25 protein-coding genes are annotated in these 25,680 nt (G+C 57.4%); 11 read left to right on the top strand and 14 right to left on the bottom strand.

All coding sequences use genetic code 11. The features are described from left to right. Positions 1–317 precede the first annotated feature (317 nt). The gene (locus tag AC6I8I_RS00340) at positions 318–1,229 is read left to right on the top strand and encodes a sugar phosphate isomerase/epimerase family protein (protein ID WP_312054861.1); all 912 of its coding nucleotides are present in this window, start codon (positions 318–320) and stop codon (positions 1,227–1,229) included. A gap of 43 nt (positions 1,230–1,272) precedes the next feature. Here AC6I8I_RS00340 and AC6I8I_RS00335 read toward each other — a convergent pair whose 3' ends face one another. From AC6I8I_RS00335 to rpmH, 8 genes are all read right to left on the bottom strand, one after another. Continuing rightward, positions 1,273–2,133, bottom strand: coding sequence for a sugar phosphate isomerase/epimerase family protein (locus AC6I8I_RS00335; RefSeq protein WP_312054863.1), 861 nt, complete (start codon positions 2,131–2,133; stop codon positions 1,273–1,275). 320 nt (positions 2,134–2,453) lie between these two features. Further along, complete coding sequence (locus AC6I8I_RS00330; protein WP_312054865.1) at positions 2,454–3,203, bottom strand: 4'-phosphopantetheinyl transferase family protein; 750 nt, start codon at positions 3,201–3,203, stop codon at positions 2,454–2,456. Between the two features lie 189 nt (positions 3,204–3,392). Next, entirely contained in the window at positions 3,393–3,983 is a 591-nt protein-coding gene (locus AC6I8I_RS00325) for a malonic semialdehyde reductase (protein WP_497828221.1), read from the bottom strand. 293 nt (positions 3,984–4,276) lie between these two features. Further along, on the bottom strand, positions 4,277–5,641 hold the full coding sequence (mnmE, locus tag AC6I8I_RS00320) for a tRNA uridine-5-carboxymethylaminomethyl(34) synthesis GTPase MnmE (protein WP_497828220.1): 1,365 nt from the start codon (positions 5,639–5,641) through the stop codon (positions 4,277–4,279). A gap of 91 nt (positions 5,642–5,732) precedes the next feature. Continuing rightward, the gene (gene yidC / locus AC6I8I_RS00315; protein WP_312054871.1) at positions 5,733–7,379 is read right to left on the bottom strand and encodes a membrane protein insertase YidC; all 1,647 of its coding nucleotides are present in this window, start codon (positions 7,377–7,379) and stop codon (positions 5,733–5,735) included. A gap of 2 nt (positions 7,380–7,381) precedes the next feature. Beyond that, positions 7,382–7,639, bottom strand: coding sequence for a membrane protein insertion efficiency factor YidD (gene yidD / locus AC6I8I_RS00310; RefSeq protein WP_072051038.1), 258 nt, complete (start codon positions 7,637–7,639; stop codon positions 7,382–7,384). Continuing rightward, a complete protein-coding gene (gene rnpA / locus AC6I8I_RS00305) occupies positions 7,603–7,962 on the bottom strand; it encodes a ribonuclease P protein component (RefSeq protein ID WP_312054873.1) in 360 nt (119 codons plus the stop codon). The genes yidD and rnpA overlap by 37 nt, the downstream gene beginning before the upstream one ends. A 14-nt stretch (positions 7,963–7,976) precedes the next feature. Further along, entirely contained in the window at positions 7,977–8,117 is a 141-nt protein-coding gene (gene rpmH / locus AC6I8I_RS00300; protein ID WP_003849659.1) for a 50S ribosomal protein L34, read from the bottom strand. Between the two features lie 596 nt (positions 8,118–8,713). Here rpmH and dnaA point away from each other — a divergent pair. The 9 genes from dnaA to AC6I8I_RS00255 all read left to right on the top strand — a co-directional run bounded on the left by dnaA (position 8,714) and on the right by AC6I8I_RS00255 (position 20,345). Then, positions 8,714–10,126 carry a chromosomal replication initiator protein DnaA gene (dnaA, locus tag AC6I8I_RS00295; protein ID WP_312054875.1) on the top strand — a complete coding sequence of 471 codons (1,413 nt, stop codon included), beginning with the start codon at positions 8,714–8,716 and terminating at the stop codon, positions 10,124–10,126. A gap of 4 nt (positions 10,127–10,130) precedes the next feature. Further along, positions 10,131–11,231, top strand: a complete 1,101-nt coding sequence (gene dnaN / locus AC6I8I_RS00290; RefSeq protein WP_094119855.1) for a DNA polymerase III subunit beta — start codon at positions 10,131–10,133, stop codon at positions 11,229–11,231. 314 nt (positions 11,232–11,545) lie between these two features. Beyond that, positions 11,546–12,631, top strand: a complete 1,086-nt coding sequence (gene recF / locus AC6I8I_RS00285; RefSeq protein ID WP_312054879.1) for a DNA replication/repair protein RecF — start codon at positions 11,546–11,548, stop codon at positions 12,629–12,631. Positions 12,632–12,649: 18 nt separating this feature from the next. Further along, a complete protein-coding gene (gene gyrB / locus AC6I8I_RS00280) occupies positions 12,650–15,058 on the top strand; it encodes a DNA topoisomerase (ATP-hydrolyzing) subunit B (protein ID WP_312054881.1) in 2,409 nt (802 codons plus the stop codon). A 197-nt stretch (positions 15,059–15,255) separates the two neighbouring features. Next, the gene (locus AC6I8I_RS00275; protein ID WP_312054883.1) at positions 15,256–15,735 is read left to right on the top strand and encodes a NanQ anomerase/TabA/YiaL family protein; all 480 of its coding nucleotides are present in this window, start codon (positions 15,256–15,258) and stop codon (positions 15,733–15,735) included. A gap of 100 nt (positions 15,736–15,835) precedes the next feature. Beyond that, on the top strand, positions 15,836–16,645 hold the full coding sequence (gene yidA, locus AC6I8I_RS00270) for a sugar-phosphatase (RefSeq protein WP_312054885.1): 810 nt from the start codon (positions 15,836–15,838) through the stop codon (positions 16,643–16,645). A gap of 130 nt (positions 16,646–16,775) precedes the next feature. Next, on the top strand, positions 16,776–17,474 hold the full coding sequence (locus AC6I8I_RS00265; protein ID WP_312759181.1) for a FadR/GntR family transcriptional regulator: 699 nt from the start codon (positions 16,776–16,778) through the stop codon (positions 17,472–17,474). 238 nt (positions 17,475–17,712) lie between these two features. Beyond that, positions 17,713–19,035, top strand: a complete 1,323-nt coding sequence (locus AC6I8I_RS00260; RefSeq protein WP_312054889.1) for an MFS transporter — start codon at positions 17,713–17,715, stop codon at positions 19,033–19,035. Between the two features lie 47 nt (positions 19,036–19,082). Further along, positions 19,083–20,345 carry a YidR family protein gene (locus tag AC6I8I_RS00255; protein WP_497828219.1) on the top strand — a complete coding sequence of 421 codons (1,263 nt, stop codon included), beginning with the start codon at positions 19,083–19,085 and terminating at the stop codon, positions 20,343–20,345. On the opposite strand, the gene AC6I8I_RS00250 is transcribed toward AC6I8I_RS00255, so the two are convergent. Then, entirely contained in the window at positions 20,317–20,688 is a 372-nt protein-coding gene (locus tag AC6I8I_RS00250) for a YceK/YidQ family lipoprotein (protein ID WP_312054893.1), read from the bottom strand. The genes AC6I8I_RS00255 and AC6I8I_RS00250 overlap by 29 nt on opposite strands. Before the next feature lie 290 nt (positions 20,689–20,978). On the opposite strand from AC6I8I_RS00250, the gene ibpA reads away from it, so the two are divergent. Then, positions 20,979–21,395, top strand: coding sequence for a small heat shock chaperone IbpA (gene ibpA, locus AC6I8I_RS00245; protein WP_046289498.1), 417 nt, complete (start codon positions 20,979–20,981; stop codon positions 21,393–21,395). Between the two features lie 38 nt (positions 21,396–21,433). Here the strand turns inward: ibpA and AC6I8I_RS00240 are convergent, their stop codons facing one another. From AC6I8I_RS00240 to AC6I8I_RS00220, 5 genes are read right to left on the bottom strand one after another with little or no spacing between them, the layout of a single operon-like run. Continuing rightward, positions 21,434–22,345 carry an EamA family transporter gene (locus tag AC6I8I_RS00240; protein ID WP_312054895.1) on the bottom strand — a complete coding sequence of 304 codons (912 nt, stop codon included), beginning with the start codon at positions 22,343–22,345 and terminating at the stop codon, positions 21,434–21,436. Between the two features lie 20 nt (positions 22,346–22,365). Beyond that, positions 22,366–22,866, bottom strand: a complete 501-nt coding sequence (locus AC6I8I_RS00235; RefSeq protein WP_312054896.1) for a YbaK/EbsC family protein — start codon at positions 22,864–22,866, stop codon at positions 22,366–22,368. A gap of 29 nt (positions 22,867–22,895) precedes the next feature. Beyond that, the gene (locus AC6I8I_RS00230; protein WP_312054897.1) at positions 22,896–23,696 is read right to left on the bottom strand and encodes a 2OG-Fe(II)-dependent halogenase WelO5 family protein; all 801 of its coding nucleotides are present in this window, start codon (positions 23,694–23,696) and stop codon (positions 22,896–22,898) included. 5 nt (positions 23,697–23,701) lie between these two features. Continuing rightward, positions 23,702–24,409, bottom strand: a complete 708-nt coding sequence (locus tag AC6I8I_RS00225; RefSeq protein WP_312054898.1) for a class II glutamine amidotransferase — start codon at positions 24,407–24,409, stop codon at positions 23,702–23,704. Further along, on the bottom strand, positions 24,397–25,671 hold the full coding sequence (locus tag AC6I8I_RS00220; RefSeq protein ID WP_312054899.1) for an ATP-grasp domain-containing protein: 1,275 nt from the start codon (positions 25,669–25,671) through the stop codon (positions 24,397–24,399). The genes AC6I8I_RS00225 and AC6I8I_RS00220 overlap by 13 nt, the downstream gene beginning before the upstream one ends. Between the last annotated feature and the right edge of the window lie 9 nt (positions 25,672–25,680).

The raw sequence follows: 25,680 nt of genomic DNA, 5'->3' as shown, positions 1-25,680 counted from the left end.
AGTGGCGATGCCGGGTAAATCCCGGACACTGAACATATGTTCATTAACATATCTTATGTTTAGACATTAAAGCGGATCCTGTGAGAAAAGATTTGCGGCAGCTCACACTTCAGTAAATGCAGAGAAAATGGGCTATAGCAACGCAATAAATTGAATAATGGCTGCCAATGATTAATAACAGTGACTAATTAACGGTGCCTGGAAAGTTGGCTCGATGTCTGAAGTGTGAAGTTAAGCGCATTTTTAACAGCATCACTGCACTTCCCCCTATGAACATATGTTTTACTTAGTAACTTATGAATGAATCAGGAGGCAGGATGAAACAGACCATGCTGGTGCCTTCAGCTCATATTGCTGAGCTGTTCTTTCCGGATATGCAGGATGAAAGCAGAGTCGTCGACATTGCTGATCACCTCAGTCAGCAGCCATTTTATCGTTTCATTGAAACCGGCATGGTGCTGCAACCGGCGCAGGCCCGGCGACTGCGGGATATCAGCGAAACGAAACAGGTGAAGCTGACACAGTGGATGACCTTTGTGCTGAATCAGCAGGGGCTGAACCTCAGCAGTCCTGACCGGATTCAGCGTAAACGCAGCATGAAACGGGCCTGTGAACTAGTGCATCGCGCCGCCGAATGTGGCGCAACGCGGATTGCCTTTGTCAGCGGCAGCGATCCCGGCGCGGCACAGCGTGAAGCGGCAAAAAGCGCGCTCGGCGAGACGCTGGAACAGGTCGGCGAGGTGATGAGTCAATACCCGCAGATGATCATGCAGCTGGAGCCGCTGGACCGCTTCGCCCATAAATGCCAGCTCATCGGCCCCACCGACGAAACCCTGCGCTGGATGCAGCAGCTGCGTCGGACCTGCCCACGGCTCTATCTCGCCTGGGACAGCGCGCATGTGGCGCTCAATCAGGAAGATCCTGTCGAGGCTCTGCGTCTGTGGGGAGCGCTGGTGTCACAGCTGCATCTGGCTAACGCCATCCTTGATCCGCACGATCCGGGCTATGGCGATCACCATATGCGTTTTGGCGCGCCCGGTTTCCTGACGCCCGCTGTGGCGACGGCTATCGTGGCAGCAGCCCGGCAGCTGCCGAACGATCCGCGATTAGATGAACGCAGTATTGCGGTGGAGATGCGCACCACGCCCGATGACGATCGCTGGCAAATCGAGCAGGCGTGCCGGGAATTTCTGCAGCAGGCACTCGCCGGGACCGGAGAGATGGCATGACACTGCCGGTACGTCGCGTGCGTACCGGCTGAGGGCCCATCCGTTAGTGGTCTGCAGCCAGCCGGTAGCCCAGCATTTTTTCCAGCGCCAGCCGCGAACGAATTAACACCTCAAGGCTGATGGCCGGATCAACCGGCTGGTCAGCCCGCTGCGGCCAGCTATCGGGCTGGCGATGCATCCGCAGGGGGATCTCCAGGCTGGCCGGAATCTCATTTTCCGCCAGCGCCTGAAGCAGCGGCGCATAATTCAGTTCACCCTCTCCAATCGGCGGGAAATGATATTCCCCGTTCTGTCGCATCACGTCTTTAATGTGGCAATGCCGGGCGCCAGGCAGCATTGTCAGTGCCTCAGCGATAGGATCCTGCTGTGGACAGAGCGACACCATGTTGCCGGGATCAAGGTTAAATGCCACCGCCGGATGGCTGACCGCTTCCAGCAGCGCGAAGCCATCCTCAGCCACCGCAAAGGCGTCATAATCCGGATCGCCTCCATTTTCGATACACAGAATGCAGCCAGCATCTTCGGCAATCGGCGCCATCTGCCGCAGGTTTGCAATTAACGCCGCGCGATTATCGCGTCGGGCAGTGCAGGCATTGAGATAACGGGCACCAATCAGCCGGGCGAACCCCACCCGCTGCCGGAATTGTTCCACCGCATCCGGCGCGGCCAGGTTAATGGTGCAGCCAAGCGCGTGCATTTTCAGGCCGGTCCGCTGTTTAAGATCGTTGATGCGGGCAGCATTCTCCTGACCAAACAGGGCCGGGTCGAGCTGGCCAACATAACCCTGGTTATAGGCCAGCTCAATGTAAGCGAACCCCGCCGCACGCACGGTCTGGAAGGCGACTTCCGGCGGATGTCCATCGAACATGGCGCTATTCACACCCAGTTTCATTTTTTCCATCATCGTCTCCTTAAGACGTTAGCTATAACGCCAGCTTCAGCGCTTTTCATCCCGAATCTGACAAAAGTTCATTCCTTAAACTTATGTTCAAAGATATAGAGAAAAGCACGCCAGAGTGAAGTGATGACGGTCACAAAAAGAGGCATAACCCGGATCGACAGTCAGAGTTGCGGCCAGGCTCACAGCGTGCAAAAAGGGAGATGGCGCAACAGGATTCCGATCGGGCTTCCAGTCAGAGCCAACGCAGCGGACGTGATTGAACAAATGATTTAACAATGCGCTTATGAACGAAGAGTCAGGCGATCGCCAACGGCAGCTATCCGTCAGATTTCGGGGTGCACGCTGCGTTCATTGGGCAGGCTGGTCAGCCGCAGGGTGCGGGGACCGATATTCGGTTTACTCATTTCTACTTCACGTAAGGCGAACCACTGATGGGCGTTATCCATCTCCCACAGATGCAGCCGCTGGGTTGCGGGCGAGAGCGCGCAGGACCAGACCAGCATCGGTTCAGCGTCGCACACCACCTGGATATCGGGATAGAGCGAGGAGCGCAGACGGCCTGCGCCCGGCAGCAGCCGCAGCGAATCGAGCCCCGCTTCGCGCTCACCGGTCAGTTTGAGCAGGCTCTGGCGCAGCGTCCAGATTTGCGTCACCGCTTCCATAAAATCCTGCTGAGCATTGATCCAGGCGATCTCCCCGGAGGTTAATCCCTGCATCAACTGCTCCTGAGTCTGGCGACTGCGTGCCCGCACGATCTCCATGTCCAGTCCGGCGCGGCCGCCCTCTTCGGCCAGCAGTACGCCGACCGTATTGCCAGCATAAGCGATGCTGAAATCAGGCAAATCGTGGTCAGCAAAAGCGGGACGTCCGTGGCAATCGGTGGTCAGGCGCGGCAGCGTATTAATGCCATAAACCCGCAGCATCAGCTGGGCCAGCAGCGTGCGCGCGGCAAGAAAACGCCCACGACGCTTATCAGCAAACAGCTGTGCCGTATCAATAATATGCTGGGGAATGCGCATATCTTGTGCAGAGAAGTCGGGGTTACCGGTCCAGCGTACAAAATGACCAGCCATCTGTCGCTCCGTGAAAATGGTCAGATAATCATCAGCTGCATTGTAAGAATTTTCTTAACTTAATGCATCCGGCACAACACAGAATGAACCAAATTAGGAATAGGATGAGCGATCTGGCTAGATTCGCGGCGGTGAAAATTCAGCCGGTTCAGAATATGCGTCGCGACGGATATCGCGACGCGAGCGGCATCAGGCGAACCGGCACGCCTGTTCAAAACTGAGGCGCGGCAGACGCGGATGCAGTTTTGACGCCTCGCCATAGCCGAGGTTAATCAGCAGGTTAACCTGATACTGACCATCAGCAAAGAACGCCTCATTCACCTTCACCGGATCGAAGCCGGACATCGGGCCGGCATCCAGTCCCAGCGAGCGGGCCGCCAGGATCAGGTACCCGGCCTGCAGGCTACTGTTACGAAAAGCGGTCTCTTTCGCCGCTTCCGGGCTGCCGGTAAACCAGCTGCGGGCATCGGCATGCGGGAACAGCGCAGGCAGTTGCTCATAAAATTCGCGGTCCCAGGCGACGATCACCGTGACGGGCGCACTCATGGTTTTTTCGAGGTTGCCGGAAGAGAGCGCCGGTTTCAGCTTCTCTTTACCTTCCGCCGACGTTACGAAAACAAAGCGGGCGGGCGAGCAGTTAGCCGAGGTCGGGCTCAGCGCCGTTAAGCTATACAGCTGTTCCAGCAGGGCGTTGTCGACCGGCTTCGCCTGCCAGTAACTGTGGGTGCGGGCGTCGGTAAACAGCGTGTTCAGTGCGGCAGTGTCAAGCGGTGTACTCATGCAACTCTCCTGTTTCAGGCAAAAAATTTCGCCCAAGGGTGACCACGAATAGGGGTTCGCTGCCGGCGCGATGTAGCGACGGCGCAGATAATGGCGAATATCAGAGCGAATAAATCGCCGCCATCCGTCGTCGATCATCAGGTCGGTGCTTTGACCGTTATACTGCAATGCCGGCCCGCCGCAAAATAACATATCAGCAAGAATCACCGCAGGTGCGCAGTAAAGTGGAAGCATGAAAGCGGGAAGAGGAGCCGGTCTGACAAGGACGAACTATCGGACCGGCAAAAGCGAGGTTATTTACCGATACAGAAGCTGGAGAAGATGCGGCCCAGCAGATCATCCGAGGTGAACTCGCCGGTAATCTCGCTCAGCGCCTGCTGAGCCAGGCGAAGTTCTTCTGCCAGCAGCTCACCAGCCCAGGCACCCAGCAGCTGCGCTTTGCCCTGCAGCAGGTGCGTCGCTGCTAACTCCAGCGCCTGCAGATGACGACGGCGCGCCAGGAAGCCGCCTTCCATATTGCCGGCGAACCCCATGCTCTGCTTCAGATGATCGCGCAGTTCATCAACCCCGGTGCTGGTGCGTGCCGACAGCCGAATCACTGCGTGGCCATTTATCTCTGTCAGGCCGGGCTGTTCACCGGTGACGTCGGCTTTATTGCGCACCACGGTAATCGGTAACTCAGGCGGCAGGCGTGAAACAAAGTCGGGCCAGATGGCCGCGGCTTCGGTCGCGTCGGTGGTAGTGCCATCGACCATAAACAGCACCCGGTCAGCCTGCTCAATCTCCTGCCAGGCGCGCTCAATACCGATGCGCTCGACTTCATCGCTGGCCTCACGCAAACCGGCGGTATCGATGATATGCAGTGGCATACCATCAATATGAATATGTTCACGCAATACGTCGCGCGTGGTGCCGGCAATGTCGGTGACAATCGCCGCCTCACGGCCCGCCAGCGCATTCAGCAGGCTCGATTTGCCCGCGTTAGGCCGGCCCGCAATCACCACCTTCATCCCTTCACGCAGCAGGCTACCCTGGCGCGCCTCCGCCCGTACGCCATCGAGATCGGCGATCACCGCATTCAGCTGCGCTTCGATTTTGCCGTCAGAGAGGAAGTCGATCTCCTCATCCGGGAAGTCGATGGCTGCTTCAACATAGATGCGCAGGTGAGTCAGGGCTTCCACCAGGTGGTTGACGCGGGTGGAGAACACCCCCTGCAGCGAGTTGACCGCAGAACGGGCCGCCTGCTCAGAGCTGGCATCGATCAGATCGGCTATCGCCTCGGCCTGCGCCAGGTCGAGCTTATCGTTGAGAAACGCGCGCTCTGAAAACTCACCCGGCTGGGCGATGCGTACGCCGGGCAGCGCCACGATGCGTTTCAGCAGCAGATCAAGGATCACCGGACCGCCATGGCCCTGCAGCTCCAGCACATCTTCACCGGTAAACGAGTTAGGTCCCGGAAACCACAGCGCAATGCCCTGATCCAGCACGCTGCCGTCGGCATCGGTAAACGGCAGATAGTCGGCATAACGCGGCTTAGGCAGTTTGCCCAGCAGCTGCTGCGCCACCTCGGCTGCACGGGCCCCGGAGATGCGCAGAATACCTACGCCGCCGCGTCCGGGCGGCGTAGCCTGGGCAACAATGGTATCGCTGTGGCTCATAAATTCTCTCTCGCTACAAAAAACAAAGGCGGTCGCTTTGACCGCCTGAGGATAGACCGTTTAGGGCGGGATCGCTCCCGCTTTACATCGCTTAGGCTTTCTTCTTGTCGCGGCTATGCAGACCACGTTTTTCCAGGCCGCGATAAATCAGCTGCTGCTGGAGAATGGTCACCAGGTTGCTGACGATGTAGTACAGCACCAGACCTGACGGGAACCACAGGAAGAACACGGTGAAAATCACCGGCATGTAGGTCATGATCTTCTGCTGCATCGGATCGGTCACGGTGGTCGGTGACATCTTCTGAATGAAGAACATGGTGATGCCCATCAGAATCGGCAGGATGTAGTACGGGTCCTGCGCGGACAGGTCATGGATCCACAGCACAAACGGCGCGTGACGCAGTTCAACAGAACCTGACAGCATGTAATACAGCGCCAGGAAGATAGGCATCTGGATCACCAGCGGCAGACAGCCACCCAGCGGATTGACCTTCTCTGCTTTATACAGCGCCATCATTTCCTGGCTCTGCTTCTGCTTGTCATCACCCAGACGTTCACGCATCGCCTGAATCTTCGGCTGCAGCATGCGCATCTTCGCCATCGAGGTGTACTGCGCTTTAGTCAGCGGGTACATGATGCCACGCACGATGAAGGTGATCACGATAATGGAGAAGCCCCAGTTACCGATGAAGCTGTGGATAAATTTCAGCAGCTTGAACAGCGGCTGAGAGATAAACCACAACCAGCCGTAATCGACGGTCAGATCAAGGTGCGGCGCAATGGCTGCCATCTTGTCCTGAATTTCCGGACCGACCCACAGGGTTGCACCAAGGTTCTGCTGTGCGCCTGCGGCAATAGTTACCGGGGCAGATTTGTAGCCAATCGCCGCCACGCCATTACCCAGGTTGCTGGTGTAAAGGGTGTTGGTGCCATCGGTACGCGGAACCCATGCGGTGGCGAAGTACTGCTGCAGCATCGCCACCCAGCCGTTGCTGGTGGTGGTGCTCAGGTTTTCGTTATCCGCGATAGTGTCGAATTTGTACTTCTCATATTTCGAATCGCTGGTGGAGTACGCCGCGCCACGGAAGGTATGCAGTGCAAAGTTGTTGCTGCCGGTATCACGGTGCTTCGGCAGATCAATGGTCTGCTTCAGCTGGCCAAACAGCGACACTTCCAGCGGCTGCTGAGTGGTGTTGTTGACATGATAATCGACGTTAACCGCATATTCGCCACGCTTGAAGACGAAGGTTTTGGTGTAAACCACGCCGTTTTCAGCGGTATAGGTCATCGGCACACGCAGCTCGGACTGGCCTTCCGCCATTTCGAAGTGATCCTGCGTGGTGGTGAACAAAGGACGCGCGCCGTTGTTCGGGTTGTCCGGGCCATTACGACCGGTCAAACCACTCTGTGCCTGATAAAGGAACGATGGCGTCGTTTCAAGCAGCTGGAACGGCTGGTCGGAACCCAGTTTGTCCGGGAAAGTCAGCAGCTGTGCTTGTTCAACATCACCGCCGCGGGTGTTGATATTTAATGACAGGACATCAGTCTTAACGGTGATCGTCTGGCCCTGACCGCTGGCCGGTACACCCTGACTGGCGGCATCACCCGCTACGCTGTTAGTGTTTTGTGTGGTCTGCGTCTGCTGTGGCTGCGGAGCGTGGTCCGTCTGCCAGGCTTGCCAGATCATAAAAGACACGAACAGAAAAGCGATGAGAAAGAGATTGCGTTGCGAATCCATCGTTAATGTTCTCTGGTATCAAAGGTTTTTGGCGGCACAGGATCGTCACCACCCGGGTTCAAAGGGTGGCATTTTAATACGCGTTTTAACGTCAACCAACTGCCTTTTATCACCCCAAACCTGCGTAACGCCTCAATTCCGTATTGAGAGCAGGTCGGATGAAACCGACAGTGTGGGCCCAGTAATGGACTGATGCCGCGTTGATAGACGCGTATCAGGACGATCAGGAGCCGCGCGCCAGGCGACAGTGACGACGCCATAATTTCTCCAACGCTTCCGCCAGCATACGGTTATCCAGATCGGCAACCCCTTTCTTCGCCACCACCACGAAGTCCATCGGCGGCAGTTCATGTTGACGCAGACGAAAGCTTTCGCGGGTCAATCGCTTGATCCGGTTACGTTCGTGGGCGCGTTTCACATGTTTTTTAGCGACGGTGAGACCGATGCGGGGATGCCCCAGCGCGTTAAGGCGGCCGAGAATAGTAATTTGCGGCGTGCCAGCCCGTTGTGGCTGCTGGAAGACGAAAGTGAAATGAGTGGGAGTTAACAAGCGTAACTCCCTGGGAAATGCGAGCTTACCCATCAGGGCTAGCTTTATTACTTAGAAACGGTCAGACGAGAACGGCCTTTAGCACGACGACGTGCCAGAACCTGACGACCATTTTTTGTAGCCATACGAGCACGGAAACCGTGTGAACGGTTGCGCTTCAGTACGGACGGTTGAAAAGTGCGTTTCATGGCGGTTTCTACCTAAACTTGAAAATTTTCACTGGGTGACGCGTTTCGGGCCAATAAATCGACCGACGCCTCAATGTGTCTTTAATAAAGAGGCGGGATTGTAATAATTGTACAGTCCCGAGTCAATTTACTTCGCGTGTCGCAGTACCTGGAAACACGGATACAGCCCGCTGAGTCCGGGCATTGGGCTTAACGCGACAACGCCGGGTGACGAATTATACGGGCTCCCGGTTAAAGCGCAAGGATCGCGCCGGATCTTATTGCGATCAAATTGGCGGATCGTGGGGATAAAACGAGAAGTCACCCGAAAATCTGACGCATTCAGCCAGATTCCTGCTGGTTTTTCCCGCAACTGGCGTAAACTTCTCTGCGCGCCTTTCGCCTGTGGATAAAAAGGATCAAAACTGTGTAGAAAGGGAAGATCTCTGTCTCGCTTTGCGCTATGATCCGCCCTTCCGCTGACGATCCTCCGGTGATTGCAGGACGGAAAACCGCTGATAGCGGTCGCAGGCGCTTTCTTACGTCTGTGTCAAAAATGAACGTTTCTTAGAGTAACGCCTACTATTCTTATCGAATTTGTACGAGTGGAGTCCGCCGTGTCACTTACGCTTTGGCAACAGTGTCTTGCCCGTTTGCAGGATGAGCTTCCTGCCACCGAATTCAGCATGTGGATTCGTCCACTACAGGCTGAGTTAAACGACAATACGCTTGCCTTGTATGCTCCAAATCGCTTCGTACTCGACTGGGTTCGGGACAAATACCTCAATAGCATTAACGCATTACTGAATGAATTCTGCGGTCCGAACGTACCGTTATTGCGTTTTGAAGTGGGTACACGCCCGGTTCAGCAAGCAGCCGCCGTCAGCCAGCCGGTGATGGCCAGCGTCAGCGCGCCTGCTATCCCGGTACAGAGCCACATCCGTCCGGCCCCGACGCAGATCATGCGTCCAAGCTGGGATAACGTGCCGGCACCGGCTGACGTGACCTACCGTTCGAATGTGAATAACCGCCATAACTTCGATAACTTCGTCGAAGGTAAATCTAACCAGCTGGCGCGCGCGGCGGCACGCCAGGTGGCAGATAATCCGGGCGGCGCCTACAACCCGCTGTTTCTGTATGGTGGCACCGGCCTGGGGAAAACCCACCTGCTGCACGCGGTAGGCAACGGCATTATTGCGCGTAAACCCAATGCTAAAGTGGTTTACATGCACTCCGAGCGCTTCGTCCAGGACATGGTTAAGGCGTTGCAGAACAATGCGATCGAAGAATTTAAGCGCTACTACCGTTCGGTCGATGCGCTGTTGATCGATGATATTCAGTTCTTCGCCAATAAAGAGCGTTCGCAGGAAGAGTTCTTCCACACCTTTAACGCCTTATTAGAAGGCAATCAGCAGATCATCCTGACCTCGGATCGTTATCCAAAAGAGATCAACGGGGTGGAAGATCGTCTGAAGTCGCGTTTTGGCTGGGGATTAACGGTAGCGATCGAGCCGCCTGAACTGGAAACGCGCGTGGCGATCCTGATGAAAAAGGCCGACGAGAATGATATTCGTCTGCCGGGTGAAGTCGCCTTCTTTATTGCCAAGCGTTTACGCTCCAACGTCCGTGAGCTGGAAGGCGCGCTGAATCGCGTGATCGCCAACGCCAATTTTACCGGCCGGGCGATCACCATCGACTTCGTGCGCGAAGCGCTGCGCGATCTGCTGGCGCTGCAGGAAAAGCTGGTCACCATTGATAATATTCAGAAGACCGTGGCTGAGTACTACAAAATTAAGGTCGCGGATCTGCTGTCCAAACGCCGTTCGCGTTCGGTAGCCCGTCCGCGCCAGATGGCGATGGCGATGGCAAAAGAGCTGACTAACCATAGCTTGCCAGAAATCGGCGATGCCTTTGGCGGACGCGACCACACGACGGTGCTTCACGCCTGCCGCAAGATTGAGCAGCTGCGTGAAGAGAGCCACGATATCAAAGAAGATTTCTCTAATCTCATCAGAACATTATCTTCCTGACGCTATGAAATTTATTGTTGAACGTGAGCAGTTACTGAAGCCGCTGCAACAGGTGAGCGGCCCGCTAGGGGGTCGCCCGACGCTGCCGATTCTTGGAAACCTGCTGTTGCAGGTGACAGAAGGTACGCTGTTGCTGACCGGTACCGATTTAGAAATGGAAATGGTGGCGCGCGTTGCCCTGACCCAGGCTCATGAGCCTGGCGCAACCACCGTGCCGGCGCGGAAATTCCTCGATATCTGTCGCGGATTGCCGGAAGGCGCGGAGATCACGCTGTCACTGGAAGGCGATCGCATGTTAGTGCGTTCAGGCCGCAGCCGCTTCTCGCTGTCGACCCTGCCCGCCAGCGACTTCCCGAATCTCGATGACTGGCAGAGTGAGGTTGAATTCACCCTGCCGCAGGCGACGCTGAAACGGCTGATCGAAGCGACCCAGTTCTCAATGGCGCATCAGGATGTTCGCTACTACCTCAACGGGATGATGTTTGAAACCGAAGGGGAAGAGTTACGCACCGTGGCGACCGACGGTCACCGTCTGGCGGTCTGTTCAATGCCGATCGGTCAGGCGCTGCCGAGCCATTCGGTGATTGTGCCGCGTAAAGGGGTAATTGAGCTGCTGCGGCTGCTGGATGGCGGCGATAACCCGCTGCAGGTGCAAATCGGCGGCAGTAATATCCGCGCGCACGTCGGCGACTTTATCTTTACGTCGAAGCTGGTTGATGGTCGTTTCCCGGACTATCGTCGCGTATTGCCGAAGAACCCTGATAAAGCGCTGGAAGCCGGCTGCGATCTGTTAAAGCAGGCCTTTGCCCGCGCAGCGATCCTCTCGAATGAGAAGTTTCGCGGCGTTCGCCTCTATATCACCGAAAATCAGCTGAAAATCACCGCCAATAACCCTGAACAGGAAGAAGCGGAAGAGATGCTGGATGTCAGCTACAACGGCACCGAACTGGAGATCGGCTTTAACGTCAGTTACGTGCTGGATGTGCTGAACGCGCTGAAGTGTGAAAATGTCCGTCTGCTGCTGACCGACTCGGTGTCGAGCGTACAGATTGAAGATGTGGCGAGTCCGGCGGCAGCCTACGTCGTGATGCCCATGCGCTTGTAGAATATATCGGCCTGGCTTACTTGCCATTCTGGTTCCGGGCAGTGCTCGCCCCTGGTCACATACTTCAGTATGCTGCCAGGGCCTGCGCGCTTCTTGTAGAATATATCGGCCTGGTTTACTTGCTACGTTGTGCCCCGGCAGTGCTCGCCATCCTCACGTACTTCAGTACGCTCCGGTGGCTGTGCGCTGGCGGGGCGCAACGTAGCTGCGACGCCGACGGCCTGGTGACTGAGGTATCGGGCAAACCAGCTTTGCCGTTGACGCCCTGGACCGCCAGGCCCAAAATTTTATTGCCCTTCACGCTGGATTGATTCATGGCTTTAACCCGCCTCCTTATCAAAGATTTTCGCAATATTGAACAGGCTGACCTGGCGTTAGCGCCCGGCTTTAATTTCCTGGTCGGCGCTAATGGCAGCGGTAAAACCAGCGTATTAGAGGCAATTTACACCCTGGGCCACGGTCGGGCGTTTCGCAGCCTGCAGGCGGGCCGCGTGATCCGTCACGACGAAGCAGCATTTGTGCTGCATGGCCGGCTGGAAGGTAAAGAGCGGGAGATTTCTGTCGGGCTGACCAAAAACCGCGCCGGTGACAGTAAAGTACGCATTGACGGCAGCGACGGCCACAAAGTGGCTGAACTGGCGCAGCTGTTACCGATGCAGTTAATCACGCCGGAAGGGTTTACTTTGCTCAATGGCGGCCCCAAATACCGTAGAGCCTACGTCGACTGGGGCTGCTTTCATAATACGCCCGGTTTTTTCAACGCCTGGAGCAACCTGCGCCGCCTGTTAAAACAGCGCAACGCCGCCCTGCGCCAGGTCTCACGTTACAGTCAGATTCGTCCCTGGGACCAGGAACTGGTACCGCTGGCTGAACAGATAAGCCAGTGGCGCGCCGAATACAGCGCGGCGATTTCGGCGGAGATTACTGCCACCTGCCGCCAGTTCCTGCCCGAGTTTGAGCTGCGCTTTTCATTTCAGCGCGGCTGGGACAAAGAGAGCGATTACGGCGAACTGCTGGAACGCAACTTTGAGCGCGATCGCGCCCTGACCTACACCGCCAGCGGGCCGCATAAAGCCGATTTTCGTATTCGGGCTGAAGGGACGCCGGTGGAAGATTTACTCTCACGCGGGCAGCTAAAACTGCTGATGTGTGCATTGCGTCTGGCGCAGGGCGAGTTCCTGACAAGCCAGAGCGGACGCCGTTGTGTTTACCTGATTGATGACTTCGCTTCTGAGCTGGATGACAGCCGCCGACGCCTGCTGGCAGAGCGGTTAAAAGCCACCCAGGCGCAGGTGTTTGTCAGCGCTATTTCTGCCGAGCATGTAATCGACATGACCGACGAAAAGGGCAAGATGTTCCGCGTGGAACAGGGTAAAATAGCGGTTCAACCTGAAGATTAAAATGAGCGAGAAACGTTGATGTCGAATTCTTATGACTCCTCAAGTATCAAAGTCCTGAAGGGACTTGATGCGGTACGCAAACGCCCGGGCATGTATATCGGCGATACCGATGACGGTACCGGTCTGCATCACATGGTATTCGAGGTCGTGGATAACGCAATCGACGAAGCGCTCGCTGGTCACTGTAGTGACATCGTGGTCACCATTCATGCGGATAACTCCGTTTCGGTGCAGGATGATGGGCGCGGCATTCCAACCGGCATTCACGAAGAAGAGGGCGTTTCCGCTGCTGAAGTGATCATGACCGTGCTGCATGCCGGCGGTAAGTTCGACGATAACTCGTATAAAGTCTCCGGCGGTCTGCATGGCGTTGGTGTCTCGGTGGTTAACGCCCTGTCACAGAAGCTGGAGCTGACCATTCGTCGCGAAGGCAAAGTGCACCAGCAGGTCTACGTCCATGGCGTGCCACAGGCACCGCTGTCGGTGACCGGCGAGACCGATTTGACCGGTACTCGCGTGCGCTTCTGGCCAAGCCACGAAACCTTTACCAACGTGCGCGATTTTGAGTATGACATTCTGGCGAAACGCCTGCGTGAACTGTCGTTCCTCAACTCAGGCGTATCGATTCGTCTGGAAGATAAGCGTGACGGCAAGTCTGATCACTTCCACTACGAAGGCGGCATCCGGGCATTCGTTGAGTATCTCAACAAAAACAAAACCCCGATTCACCCAACCGTGTTCTATTTCTCTACCGAGAAAGATGGCATCGGTGTGGAAGTGGCGCTGCAGTGGAACGATGGCTTCCAGGAAAACATCTACTGCTTCACCAACAACATCCCACAGCGTGACGGCGGTACCCACCTTGCAGGTTTCCGTGCGGCGATGACCCGTACCCTGAATGCCTACATGGATAAAGAGGGTTACAGCAAGAAAGCCAAAGTCAGCGCCACCGGTGACGATGCGCGTGAAGGTCTGATCGCAGTGGTTTCGGTGAAAGTGCCGGATCCAAAATTCTCTTCACAGACCAAAGACAAACTGGTTTCGTCTGAAGTGAAGTCGGCGGTTGAGCAGCAGATGAACGAACTGCTGGCGGAATACCTGCTGGAAAATCCGGGCGACGCAAAAATCGTGGTCGGCAAAATCATCGACGCAGCGCGCGCCCGTGAAGCCGCACGTCGTGCCCGTGAAATGACCCGTCGTAAAGGCGCGCTGGACCTGGCGGGTCTGCCAGGCAAACTGGCGGATTGCCAGGAGCGCGACCCGGCGCTGTCTGAAATCTACCTGGTGGAGGGTGACTCCGCTGGCGGTTCGGCCAAACAGGGCCGTAACCGTAAGAATCAGGCGATTCTGCCGCTGAAAGGTAAGATCCTTAACGTTGAGAAAGCGCGCTTCGACAAAATGCTCGCTTCGCAGGAAGTGGCCACGCTGATCACCGCGCTCGGCTGCGGCATTGGTCGCGACGAGTACAACCCGGACAAGCTGCGCTATCACAGCATCATCATCATGACCGATGCCGACGTTGATGGTTCGCACATCCGTACGCTGCTGCTGACCTTCTTCTATCGTCAGATGCCGGAAATTATTGAGCGCGGCCACGTCTATATCGCGCAGCCGCCGCTGTATAAAGTGAAGAAAGGCAAGCAGGAGCAGTACATCAAGGATGACGACGCGATGGATCAATACCAGATCGCTATCGCACTTGATGGTGCCACCCTGCACACCAATGCCAGCGCCCCGGCCCTGGCCGGTGAGCCGCTGGAGACGCTGGTCTCTGACTTCAACAGCACCCAGAAGATGATCAAGCGTATGGAGCGCCGTTATCCGGTCGCCCTGCTGCGCGCGCTGATTTATCACGACACGCTGAGCGATCTGAGCAATGAAGCAGAAGTGACCCGCTGGCTGAACAGCCTGGTGAGCTATCTCACCGAGCGCGAAGCGCACGGTAGCACCTACCTGGCGCAGGTGCGTGAAAACCGCGAGCTGAACCTGTTCGAACCGGTGCTGCGCGTCCGTACCCACGGTGTCGATACTGATTATCCGCTGGAAGCCGATTTCATTCAGGGTCCTGAGTACCGCAAAATCTGTGGCCTCGGCGACAAGCTGCGTGGCCTGCTGGAAGAGGATGCTTACATTGAACGTGGCGAGCGTCGTCAACCGGTGGCCAGCTTCGAGCAGGCGATTGAGTGGCTGGTGAAAGAGTCGCGTCGCGGCCTCTCGGTACAGCGCTACAAAGGTCTGGGCGAGATGAACCCGGAACAGCTGTGGGAAACTACCATGGATCCGGATAGCCGTCGTATGCTGCGCGTTACCATTAAAGATGCGATTGGCGCTGACCAGCTATTTACTACCCTGATGGGCGATGCAGTTGAACCGCGCCGTGCCTTCATCGAAGAAAATGCGCTGAAAGCGGCCAATATCGATATCTAATCGGCTGCTGACGTCACAGGCCATCACGCAAGTGATGGCCTTTTTTTTGCCCTGGGCAACCTGAAATCGTCCATCGACTGCACCACGTTGCCTGCAGGCTGCGATCGCGATCACTTTTTAGCGGCTGGCCCTCCCTTACTCTTGCCTCTCTTCGCGCCTTTGCGGCGCACTATGCTGTTCAGACAGGGAGTTACACCATGATTATTTGCGATCGTCTCGACTGGGCCACAGAACGTCACGCCTTTCATCCGATAATCGACCAGGCGATAAGCTGGATTGCTGAGACAGATTTCAGCCAGCTTGAAAGCGGGAAATACCCGATCCTCGCGGACGACAAAATGTTCTGTCTGGTGCAGGAGATGATGACCGAACCGGCCAGCGTCCGTCGGGCCGAATCCCACGTCAGCTACATCGACATCCAGTACCTGCTGGCTGGCGTAGAGAATATTGGCGTGGCCCGCTCGCACCCGGAGCATGTGGTGACCGAAGATTTTATCCAGCAACGCGACGTGGTTTTTTATCAGCAGACGATAAACGAGTCGATGATCACCCTGACGCCCGGCATGTTTGCGCTGTTCTTCCCGCATGACGTTCATCGTCCCTGCTGTGCGCCCGCCGAACCGGCGCTGATTCGAAAAGCCGTGATTAAAATCCACCGCGATCTGTTTACCGGCTGAAGTCCGGGCATCAGCTATTTGTCATCGCTTGCCGCTAAACTGGTCAATGTGAGCTGAATCGCGCTAGCATTGAACAAAACCCAGACGCAACGAGGACCCTATGGCTATTAAATTGATCGCTATCGATATGGATGGCACCCTGCTTAATCCGCAACATGAAATCACGCCGGGCGTGAAATCCGCCCTGGATCGCGCCCGCCAGCAAGGGGTCTCGATTGTGCTGACCACCGGCCGGCCGTTTGTCGGTATCCAGCGCTACCTGATGGAGCTGGATATGCAGACGCCCGGTCAGTACGCGATCAGCAACAACGGTGCGCTGGTCCATCAGGCTGAAGATGGCGAATGCGTAGCGGAAGTGACGCTGACCTTTGACGACTACCTCTACATTGAGCAGCTGGCGCGTGAGCTGGGCGTGCATTTCCAGGCGTTCGACAAGTCCCATCTCTATACACCGAATAAAGACATCAGTGAATACACCATTCATGAAGCCAGCCTGACCGGGATTCCGGTACGCTACCGCGCCGTTGACGAGATGGATCGTGCCACCCGCTTTCCGAAACTGATGATGATCGACCGGCCTGCCCTGCTGGACGCGGCGATTGCCCGTCTGCCCGAACAGGCGCACCAGCGTTACACCATTCTGAAGAGTGCGCCTTACTATCTCGAAATTCTCGATCGTCGGGTCAATAAGGGCCAGGGCGTCAAAATGCTGGCTGAGAAGCTCGGCCTGAAGCAGGAAGAAGTGATGGCGATTGGCGATCAGGAAAACGATCTGGCGATGATTGAGTATGCTGGCACCGGGGTAGCAATGGGTAATGCCATTGATTCAGTTAAGAAAATCGCCCAGTTCGTGACCAAAACCAATATGGAAGATGGCGTGGCGCACGCGATTGAAGAGCTGGTGCTGTAACCGTCTGTTTTCCTGCTGGCAGGCTGCAGCGTAACAGATTGTCTGTTTTGTGATCGGCATTGTAGTGCCACTTTACCAGGTGGTACTACAATTTTTGCTCAGGCATTGGCCGGACACAGGAACACAGACAGTGGAAAAGCAGGACGTCAGCAAAACCGATCGGATTCTTTTGACGCTGGGCGAAGAGATTGTCTCTGGCCAGTTTGCGGCGGGCCAGCCGTTACCCGCCGAGGTGGACCTGTGCGAACGGTTCGCCACCTCGCGTAATATCATCCGCGAAGTTTATCGCTCGCTGACCGCGAAACGCCTGATTGAAATTAAGCGTTATCGCGGCGCCTTCATCACCCCACATCAGCACTGGAACTTCCTCGACAGCGACGTTCTGCAATGGTCGTTAAAGCATAATCACGATCCGAAGCTTATCGCCGCGATGAACGACGTGCGGGTGCTGGTCGAGCCACAGCTGGCGCGCTGGTCAGCCGAACGCGCCAGCGCCCAGGATCTAGCCGCTATCGAGCAGGCGCTCAACGAGATGATCGCCCGGCGTGACGATCGGGACGCCTTTAACGAAGCGGATATGCGCTACCACGAGGCGCTGCTGGCTTCGGTTCACAATCCGATTCTGCAACAGCTCAGTATCGCGCTGGTTCAGCTCCAGAAAGCAGTTTTTGCCCGCACCTACCGCGCCGATCGCGACAACATGCCGCAAACCCTGCGTGAACATCAGAACCTGTTTGATGCCATTCGCCATCAGGATAGTGACGCCGCAGAGGCGGCGGCTCGCGCCATGATTGCCAGCTCAACTCAACGCCTGAAGGAGGTCGAGTGAGCCTCCGTATCGCTCCCGACTGGGGCCCGGCCAACCTGCGCGCCTGCGACGACCGCGACCCCGTCGTGGTTGAGAGCCGACACTCAGAGGCGGGTGTCACCCGCTTAAACGGCCGCAGCCACCAGCAGGTGTTTGATGAGCTCTGGCAGTACCCGCTTCACCCGATAATAAGAAACACTCGCCAGCTCCCGCGCGATGCGGGATCCGGGTTCGCTATACCCTACGAGAGGATCTCCCGATGAGTGAACATCTGCATCTCAGTACCGTGAAAAAAATGAACCGGCGCATTATGCCGTTCATCATGCTGCTCTACCTGATTGCCTATATCGATCGCGCCAATATCTCCGTCGCCGCGCTACAGATGAATGCCGATCTGGCGATGACCGCCGAGATGTACGGCATCGCCGCCGGCATTTTTTACGTCACCTACATCATCTTCGAAGTGCCGAGTAACGTCCTGCTGACGCGGGTCGGCGCACGGCGCTGGATCGCCCGCATCATGGTGAGCTGGGGGATCATTGCCGCCGGCATGAGCCTGGTCCAGACGCCCACCCAGCTTTATGTGATGCGCTTTCTGCTCGGGGCAGCAGAGGCCGGGTTTACGCCCGGCATTATCTTCTACCTCTCCTGCTGGTATCCGCGTAGCGATCGCGCCCGTGCCATGTCGATGTTCTATATCGGCGCGGCGCTGGCATCGGTGATTGGCCTGCCGCTCTCCGGCAGCCTGCTGAACATGCACGGCATGTTAGGTGTCGAGGGCTGGCGCTGGCTGTTCCTGCTGGAAGGTATTCCCGCTTTCTTCCTCGGCATCGTCACCTGGTTTTATCTTGATGATTCACCGGCCAACGCGCGCTGGCTCTCCGGCGAGCAGCGTAGCTGGCTGCAGCAGACCATTGAACGTGACGAGAAGCAGTCCGCCATTCACCATCATAACTGGCGGGTGGCGCTGAAAAGCGGTCGCGTCTGGGCGCTCAGCCTGCTGTGGCTGCTGCAGGCGTTTGGCACCATCGGCGTGACGCTGTTTCTGCCGCTGATTGTCAAGGCCGTGGCGGAGGACCGCAGTAACCTGATGGTCAGCCTGCTGTCGGCGGTGCCGTTCCTGTTCGCCTGTCTGTTTATGTATTTTAATGGCCGTCATTCGGACAAAACCGGCGAGCGAGCCCGCCATCTGGGATTGCCGTTGATCGCTGCGGGCCTGCTGCTGCTGGGCGCGATGGCGGTTTCGCAACAGTGGCTGGCTTACGGTCTGCTGGTGCTGATGGTGGGCCTCAACTGGGCGATTACGCCGGTCTTCTGGGCCGTCACCACCGAAACCATCTCCGGCGTCGCCGGTGCCGCGTCGATTGCGCTGATCAACGCCGTGGCGAATATTGCCGGCCTCGGTTTTCCGCCGATCATGGGCCGCATCAAAGATGCCACCCACAGCTACAATGACGGTTTGCTGATTGTGGCGGGTGCGCTGGTGCTGGGCGGCTTACTCGGCCTGCTGCTGGGACGAAAAAAAGCCGTCGGGGATGACGGCCAGGTACGCAGTGAGGCGAAATCGAAGCTGCATCTTTAGCCGGTTTGGCGTAGCGTGTGGGGCAACATTTTTATCAGGTTGCCTCCATGCGCGAAAAACAGATCACCTTTGCTGCCCGCCAGCATCAGCTTACCAATATCAATGTCTGGACCGCCGACAGCCAGTGGCTGGCGTTTGACCTGCGTCCCTCAGGCGCGTCGTTTACCAGCCAGACCATTGAGCGCGTCAATGTGACCACCGGCGAGGTTGAGGTGCTGTATCAGGCACGCCACGGTGCCCATGTCGGGGTGGTTACCGTCAGCCCCGATCTGCCGCCGCGCTATGTCTGTATTCACGGCCCGGAGCATCCCGACGCAAGCTGGCAGTATGACTTTCACCATCGGCGTGGCGTCATTATTCAGAACGGCGAGGCGAGCAATCTCGATGCCTGCGATATCACTCCGCCCTTTACGCCCGGCGCGCTGCGGGGTGGTTCGCACGTGCATGTGTTCAGTGCCGACGGGTCACGCCTCAGCTTCACCTACAACGATCATGTAATGCATGAATGGGATAGCCGCCAGGACCTGCGTAACGTCGGCATCGCCGTGCCGCTGCGGGCGGTGACGCCGCAGAAGCAGCATCCACGCGAATATGACGGCAGTTATTTTTGCCTGCTGGTCAGCCGTACCCATGCGCAGCCCGCACCCGGCAGCGACCAGATTAATCGCGCTTATGAAGAGTGCTGGGTTGGCGATCGCGGCTACCAGAAGCCGGACGGCAGCTGGCAGCGCTGGGCCATCGCCTTTATTGGCGATACGCTGGATGCGCAGGGTGAAAAACGGCCTGAGGTGTTTATTGTTGACCTGCCCGAGGCGCTGGAGGATTACGCCCGCGCGGGCGAGGCACCGCTGGAGGGCAATGAGCGACAGTTACCTGCACCGCCTGCTGGCGTGCAGCAGCGTCGCCTGACGGTAAGTCGCGGACTGGCGCTGCAACCACGCCACTGGCTGCGCGCTGCGCCGGACGGCAGCCAGATCGCCTTTCTGATGGCGGACCCGCAGCAGGTGATTCAGCTGTGGAGCGTGTCGCCCAACGGCGGCGAGCCGCGCCAGATCACCCGGCTGAACCACAGCATCCAGTCGGCGTTTAGCTGGCACCCTAATGGTCAGGCGATCGCTTTTATCTGCGACAACAGCGTGATGCAGTGTGAGGTCGCCAGCGGATCGTGTCAGCGGCTGACTGACCGGACAGAGCAACCGCCATCCGGTGACGCGGTAGTCTGGTCGCCTGATGGCAGCCAGATTGCTTATATGCGTGAGGTAAACGGCTGGCGGCAGCTGTTTACGGTTGCGGCGACGACGGCTGCATAGTCGGCATCGGCTGGGCCTGCGCCAGATGTTCCTGGGTATGCGCCAGCTTCTCGCTTTGCAATACCCGCTCGCGCGGTGAGTCGATCGATCTGTCACTGTCGTTGCGATAATAGTCCCACGGTAGTAACAGCGTATCCAGCGCAGCGGAGAACGGCAGATCGATCAACGCCAGCGGTTTCAGTGCCCAGCTGGTGTCGTCATCGACCAGCAGATCGGCGCTGGCGCGGGTGCCAGGATAGTAGCCCTGACTGGCGCCGGTGTGCGACATGACGCTGGAGCAGCCGCTTGCCACAACGGCACAGCAGACTACACCCGCCAGCGGTAACGTTTTCATCAATTTCATTATTATCATCCCTTCAGCCCTGACAGAAGCCTGACTGAGTTGGCTTGCCAGACAACGCCATCACTCTGGGGTGAGGTCCGTACTGGTCCGGCAAAGGTAGTCCTGAGTGTATGTCATTTTCTCAATCTGGCGAAAAAAATTGCGTTTTCCCCCTTGAAAGCTGACGTCCGGCACCCATTTTTAGATTACGGACGCACTCACCGTTGCCGCAAGGGACAGTGAGGTGCCGTATAAAAACCTGTCCCGTAGTGGAAGGTTGCCAAAACTTGCTGAAACTCAGGAGTCTTAATATGCGTAATTTTGATCTCTCTCCACTTTATCGTTCTGCCATCGGCTTTGACCGCCTGTTTAACCTGCTCGAAGCGAATCAAAATCAGAGCAACGGCGGCTATCCTCCGTACAACGTCGAGCTGGTCGATGAAAACCACTATCGCATTACTATTGCCGTAGCCGGTTTTTCTCAGAGCGAACTGGAGATCACCGCCCACGATAACGTGCTGATCGTGCGGGGTGCCCACCCGGAAGAGCAGACCGAACGTAAATACCTGTATCAGGGTATCGCCGAACGTAATTTCGAGCGTAAATTCCAGCTGGCCGACCACATTGTGGTACGTGATGCCCGTCTGGAAAATGGTCTGTTAAGCATCGATCTTGAACGCCTGGTGCCGGAAGAAGCGAAACCACGCCGTATTGAGATTCTGAAATAATCATAAAAAACGCCGCGTCAGCGGCGTTTTTTTTGCCTTCAGGATTGCGTTCGCATCGCTAAACGCTGACCCACTACCCCGCCAAATACGTTCACCAGCAGCCCCAGAATAATGATGGTAGCGCCCAGCATCTGCTGTCCCGACAGGTGCTCATCCAGCACCAGCGCGGCGGTGATAATCCCGACCACCGGCACCAGCAGCGACAGCGGCGCAACGCGCCAGGTTTCGTAGCGGCTCAGCAGGTTACCCCAGATCGCATAGCCTATGATGGTGGCGATAAACGCCAGATAAATTAACGCCAGTATGGTCTGTAGCCCGATATGCAGCAGGCTGTTGAGGATGGCGGCCTGGCCGTCAAACAGCAGCGAGCAGGCAAAGAAAGGCGCGATCGGTACCAGCGCGCTCCAGACCACCAGCGACATGATCGGCACCTTGCGGTTGCGCATAATGATCTTGTTGGTGATGTTACCCAGTCCCCACGACAGCGCTGCCGCCAGCGTCAGCATCATTGTCGTCAGCGTGATACCGGCCGTGGTCTGGCCCTCCATGCCCGCCGTGGCCAGCATAAACATCCCCAGCGTGGCGATAATAATCCCGACAATGTGATTCCAGCGCAGCTTCTCCGCCAGCAGCAGCGCGCCCAGCAGCAGCGTGAAGAACGCCTGCGCCTGCAGCACCAGCGACGCCAGACCGGCGGGCATGCCCAGCTTGATCGCCAGAAACAGAAACGCGAACTGACCAAAACTGATGGTCATCCCGTAGACCACCAGCCAGCGCAGCGGGATCGGCGGACGGCGTACAAACAAGATGGCGGGAAACGCCACCAGGCTGAAGCGTAGCCCGGCCAGTAAAAAGGGCGGCATGCCCTGCAGCCCCAGCTTGATCACCACAAAATTGACGCCCCATGCCACCACCACGCACAGCGCTAACAGCATATCTTTTACCGACATCGGATACTCCTTGTGCCGCTTCAGGCAGTGATCGCCACCGGCGTGGCGATATCCGCACAGCAGTCGTCACCGACAATGCGAAAATAGTCCTCTACCGCCAGCGCAATCGACTTATCCAGCGCACCCGCGTTAAACCATAACGTCCCGACCTGTTGCAGCCGCGTATCGACCCGCAACGCCAGCCGGTCATCAAAACTAAACGGCGGCACCGCCCCCATTACGCAATCGGTCAGCGCCTGGGCCATCTCCGGTGCGGCAAAGGCGGACTTCTTACCGCCGATGGCGCGCGCCGCGCTTTTGAAGTTGATCCGGCAATCGCCCGGCACAATCGCCAGCAGATAACGCGCATCGGCACCCTCCGGCATGCTGACCTCAAGCACCATCGCTTTGGCCGCCTGATTGAGCGCGTTACCGCGTATCTCACTGATCAGATCGGTCTGGCCCACCGCCTGATGCTCTGCCACCCGATAGTTCGCCTGATGCTGATCCAGCAGCGCGATGATTTTTTCAAACGTCGTCATTCCCCTCTCCTTATCTGGCGCAACCTGGATTAACTCCAGGCGATAGCGTGCTTCATTTTTTTATCGGTCAGGCCGAAAAAGAAGCCCATGGTGATGCGGGTATCGCCTTCGACCCGGTCAATTTCGTGATAAAAGGCGGGGTTAAACAGGTAGATATCGCCGCTGCGCGGTGAAAACTCGCAGGTTTCGCTGCCCGCCACCACGCCGCTGCGATAACCCAGCTCACCGGCGGTTTTGAACTGTTCATCCTCCGGCGACCATTTTTTGTTGTAGATGCGCAGCGCGCCGCCGGCGTTGCACTCCTGCAGGCAGACCACGCAGCTGAGCTGATGCAGGATCTGGGTTACCGCCAGCCCGCTGTTGGCGGCATCGCGCACGATGTTGTCGTTATGCAGCGGATTCGCCACGCCGTCGGCATGAAAGCGCACAATCGAACCGGCATACTCACCCCGGCCCGGCTCCTGCGCGGTAGCGAGGCTCTCCAGCCGCAGCGCATGTTGTACCCAGTAGTAGATCTGTTCGCGCAACGTGCTAAGCGACGGCGGCAGCGACGGTTGAATGTCGCGCAGCTCGGTAAAATAGTTGTCCGGCGCCGCCGTATGCCGGGCCAGATAGGGACCGAGCGTGGTGAGCGCACCGTTGGGGTAGTGGGATACGCGGATCTTTTCCCGGCAGTGCTGGAGATCGGTCACCACCGCCTGGCGGACGTCCGGCGTGAGGAAGTTGCGCAGCACCAGCAACGGCACGCGCGCCGTTACGATGTCATCCAGCCAGGTCGACTCCACAAACATGTTGGGATTAATCACGCGGAACTGATTGAAAATAGCCATGTTTCTCACTCCCTAAACGGTATTTCATAGAGTTCATGATTGTTCATTCGCCGCCAGTTGCCGGCGCTGCCTGGTATTGCCACCGGTTCAGAGGCGATCAGGGTACAATCGTCCTGTTGCCGAAAATGCATCGTAAAGTAGTCGGGATAGGGCGTGTCGTGCGGATGCCACTGCCATGCCCAGGCCTTGTCGCGGGTGACAAAAATCGCATTACCTGCACTGCCGCCTGGCGCAACCTGAGCCATTTTTGCCTGCAGATAGTCACGGGTGAAATCAGCCGGGGTGATCTGATCGACCAGATAGTGCAGATACTCTTCCGAATCGAAGCGTGATTCGGCCAGGCCGAGCTGACGATAAATGGTCGGCAGAAAACCGTTGTGCATCATGTACCAGCGATGTCCTGCGCTGTTGCGCCACAGCGGATGCGAGAATTCCAGTCCGTGATTTTTACTCAGGGTGGCGTGGCGCACGTGAACCGCCAGAAAGCGGCTGCGTAGCCGATCGACATCAATGCCCGGCAGCGCGTCGGCAAACGCGCCGGTGCCATGCAGGGTGCGGATCTCACCGTTCTCCAGCCACAGACAGCCCCAGCCGTTAGGATGCTGTTTGATCGGTCCGTCGTGGTCGGCGCTCTCGCCACAGCTCATGACGCGCGCCGCCTCCAGAATGGCGGCGCTGTCGAACCGGCCGTGTGCCAGAATCATTCTGCACATACTGTGTTTCTCCCTGCCGCCGCGGGCTGCGCGGCGATCACCTGATGAAAGGCCGCCAGAATCGGTTCACGTGTCGCCGCGGTCAGGCAAAAGGTCGCCAGAACCCCGGCGTGTCGGGTCAGATCGGCGTATAACGACGATCGCGGTGAAACCTGCAGTGCAGGCAGCCGCAGCGTCGGCATCAGCTGACCCTGCTGATGCTGATCGATCCAGCGCTCGGCCGCCTGCAGCTGTGCCGGTTGCCGCAGCCGCAGCTGGCCCACCGCGCGCGGCGCGGTGAAGGCAAACGCCGGCAGCACCGCGCCCGCCTCGAGGCCAAAGGTCACGTCTGCCCAGTCGATGCCGGTGGCTTCCTGAACCAGCGTTGTCACGCCCATGCCTGACAGCCGAAATCCCATCTCCAGAAAATGCGGAATACCGTTCACCAGGATGAAATCGATATGGAAGGCACCCTGACGATAGCCAAAGGTTTCGCAACAAAACGCCATCAGGCTGGTGAACGAAGATGGCAGCGCGGCCGCTGCCAGCGCCACATGTCCCGATTCGTAAAAGCTGACGCAGCCCTCAGCGTCACGGTGCTGCTCAATCACCTTCTGGCAGCAGGTCAGCGCCTGCGGATGTCCCTGATGCACCACGCCCTGCAACGAGAATTCCTCACCCGATAATCCGCTCTCGACAATGAAACCGCTGAAGCCGCGTCCGCCGTAATTCATCGTCTGTACCAGCTTGTTCACCACCTGGCACAGCTGATCGGCCCGTTCAATCAGCCAGATCCCCAGCCCGCCACCGCCATCCACCGGTTTCACCACGCAGGGATAAAGCAGCGCCTCTTTCGCATCCAGAATGCTGAGCGGTGAGGCGAAGAAGCGGAACTCCGGCTGCGGGAAAGCAGGCCAGGCTTTTTTCAGCGCCATGCGCTGAGCATATTTATCCAGCGGGATAAACGCGGCTGGTGCATCGGGTCCGGCCAGCATTTCCCGAACCCGCCCGGCGCTGGCGTTATAGGCTTCAAAACCGGCCAGCACCACCTGCGGATGCGACAGCAAACCGGCGTGCAGATAAGCCTGGATCACCTCCCACGGGTTTTCCGGTCTATCCAGGCGAACGATCAGATCAAAGGGCAGCGTCAGGCTCAGCGACTGGTAATCAACAAAGTCGCCCATCTCAGCCAGCACGGTAAAATAGCCGTCGCGCTTCGCCACCGCGCAGTAGGGATTGTGCCCGTCACGGGTCGCGCCAATCTGCAGAAAAATCTTTCTCATCGCCTCGCC

The sequence above is a fragment of the Pantoea sp. X-Soil-YNGN-775 genome (assembly GCF_059730575.1).
Note: the sequence above shows the minus strand (reverse complement) of the source record. Positions and strands in the feature narration are given on the sequence as shown.

Bases quoted from the DNA above. Each gene is read 5' to 3' on its own strand.
- AC6I8I_RS00335 (WP_312054863.1), bottom strand. From the start codon at position 2,133: ATGATGGAAAAAATGAAACTGGGTGTGAATAGCGCCATGTTCGATGGA.
- ibpA (WP_046289498.1), top strand. From the start codon at position 20,979: ATGCGTAATTTTGATCTCTCTCCACTTTATCGTTCTGCCATCGGCTTT.
- yidC (WP_312054871.1), bottom strand. From the start codon at position 7,379: ATGGATTCGCAACGCAATCTCTTTCTCATCGCTTTTCTGTTCGTGTCT.
- gyrB (WP_312054881.1), top strand. From the start codon at position 12,650: ATGTCGAATTCTTATGACTCCTCAAGTATCAAAGTCCTGAAGGGACTT.
- yidD (WP_072051038.1), bottom strand. From the start codon at position 7,639: ATGGCGTCGTCACTGTCGCCTGGCGCGCGGCTCCTGATCGTCCTGATA.
- AC6I8I_RS00255 (WP_497828219.1), top strand. From the start codon at position 19,083: ATGCGCGAAAAACAGATCACCTTTGCTGCCCGCCAGCATCAGCTTACC.
- yidA (WP_312054885.1), top strand. From the start codon at position 15,836: ATGGCTATTAAATTGATCGCTATCGATATGGATGGCACCCTGCTTAAT.
- mnmE (WP_497828220.1), bottom strand. From the start codon at position 5,641: ATGAGCCACAGCGATACCATTGTTGCCCAGGCTACGCCGCCCGGACGC.
- AC6I8I_RS00235 (WP_312054896.1), bottom strand. From the start codon at position 22,866: ATGACGACGTTTGAAAAAATCATCGCGCTGCTGGATCAGCATCAGGCG.
- dnaN (WP_094119855.1), top strand. From the start codon at position 10,131: ATGAAATTTATTGTTGAACGTGAGCAGTTACTGAAGCCGCTGCAACAG.
- AC6I8I_RS00325 (WP_497828221.1), bottom strand. From the start codon at position 3,983: ATGAGTACACCGCTTGACACTGCCGCACTGAACACGCTGTTTACCGAC.
- AC6I8I_RS00250 (WP_312054893.1), bottom strand. From the start codon at position 20,688: ATGAAATTGATGAAAACGTTACCGCTGGCGGGTGTAGTCTGCTGTGCC.
- recF (WP_312054879.1), top strand. From the start codon at position 11,546: ATGGCTTTAACCCGCCTCCTTATCAAAGATTTTCGCAATATTGAACAG.
- AC6I8I_RS00240 (WP_312054895.1), bottom strand. From the start codon at position 22,345: ATGTCGGTAAAAGATATGCTGTTAGCGCTGTGCGTGGTGGTGGCATGG.
- AC6I8I_RS00225 (WP_312054898.1), bottom strand. From the start codon at position 24,409: ATGTGCAGAATGATTCTGGCACACGGCCGGTTCGACAGCGCCGCCATT.
- rpmH (WP_003849659.1), bottom strand. From the start codon at position 8,117: ATGAAACGCACTTTTCAACCGTCCGTACTGAAGCGCAACCGTTCACAC.
- AC6I8I_RS00230 (WP_312054897.1), bottom strand. From the start codon at position 23,696: ATGGCTATTTTCAATCAGTTCCGCGTGATTAATCCCAACATGTTTGTG.
- AC6I8I_RS00330 (WP_312054865.1), bottom strand. From the start codon at position 3,203: ATGGCTGGTCATTTTGTACGCTGGACCGGTAACCCCGACTTCTCTGCA.
- AC6I8I_RS00220 (WP_312054899.1), bottom strand. From the start codon at position 25,671: ATGAGAAAGATTTTTCTGCAGATTGGCGCGACCCGTGACGGGCACAAT.
- AC6I8I_RS00275 (WP_312054883.1), top strand. From the start codon at position 15,256: ATGATTATTTGCGATCGTCTCGACTGGGCCACAGAACGTCACGCCTTT.
- AC6I8I_RS00340 (WP_312054861.1), top strand. From the start codon at position 318: ATGAAACAGACCATGCTGGTGCCTTCAGCTCATATTGCTGAGCTGTTC.
- rnpA (WP_312054873.1), bottom strand. From the start codon at position 7,962: ATGGGTAAGCTCGCATTTCCCAGGGAGTTACGCTTGTTAACTCCCACT.
- AC6I8I_RS00260 (WP_312054889.1), top strand. From the start codon at position 17,713: ATGAGTGAACATCTGCATCTCAGTACCGTGAAAAAAATGAACCGGCGC.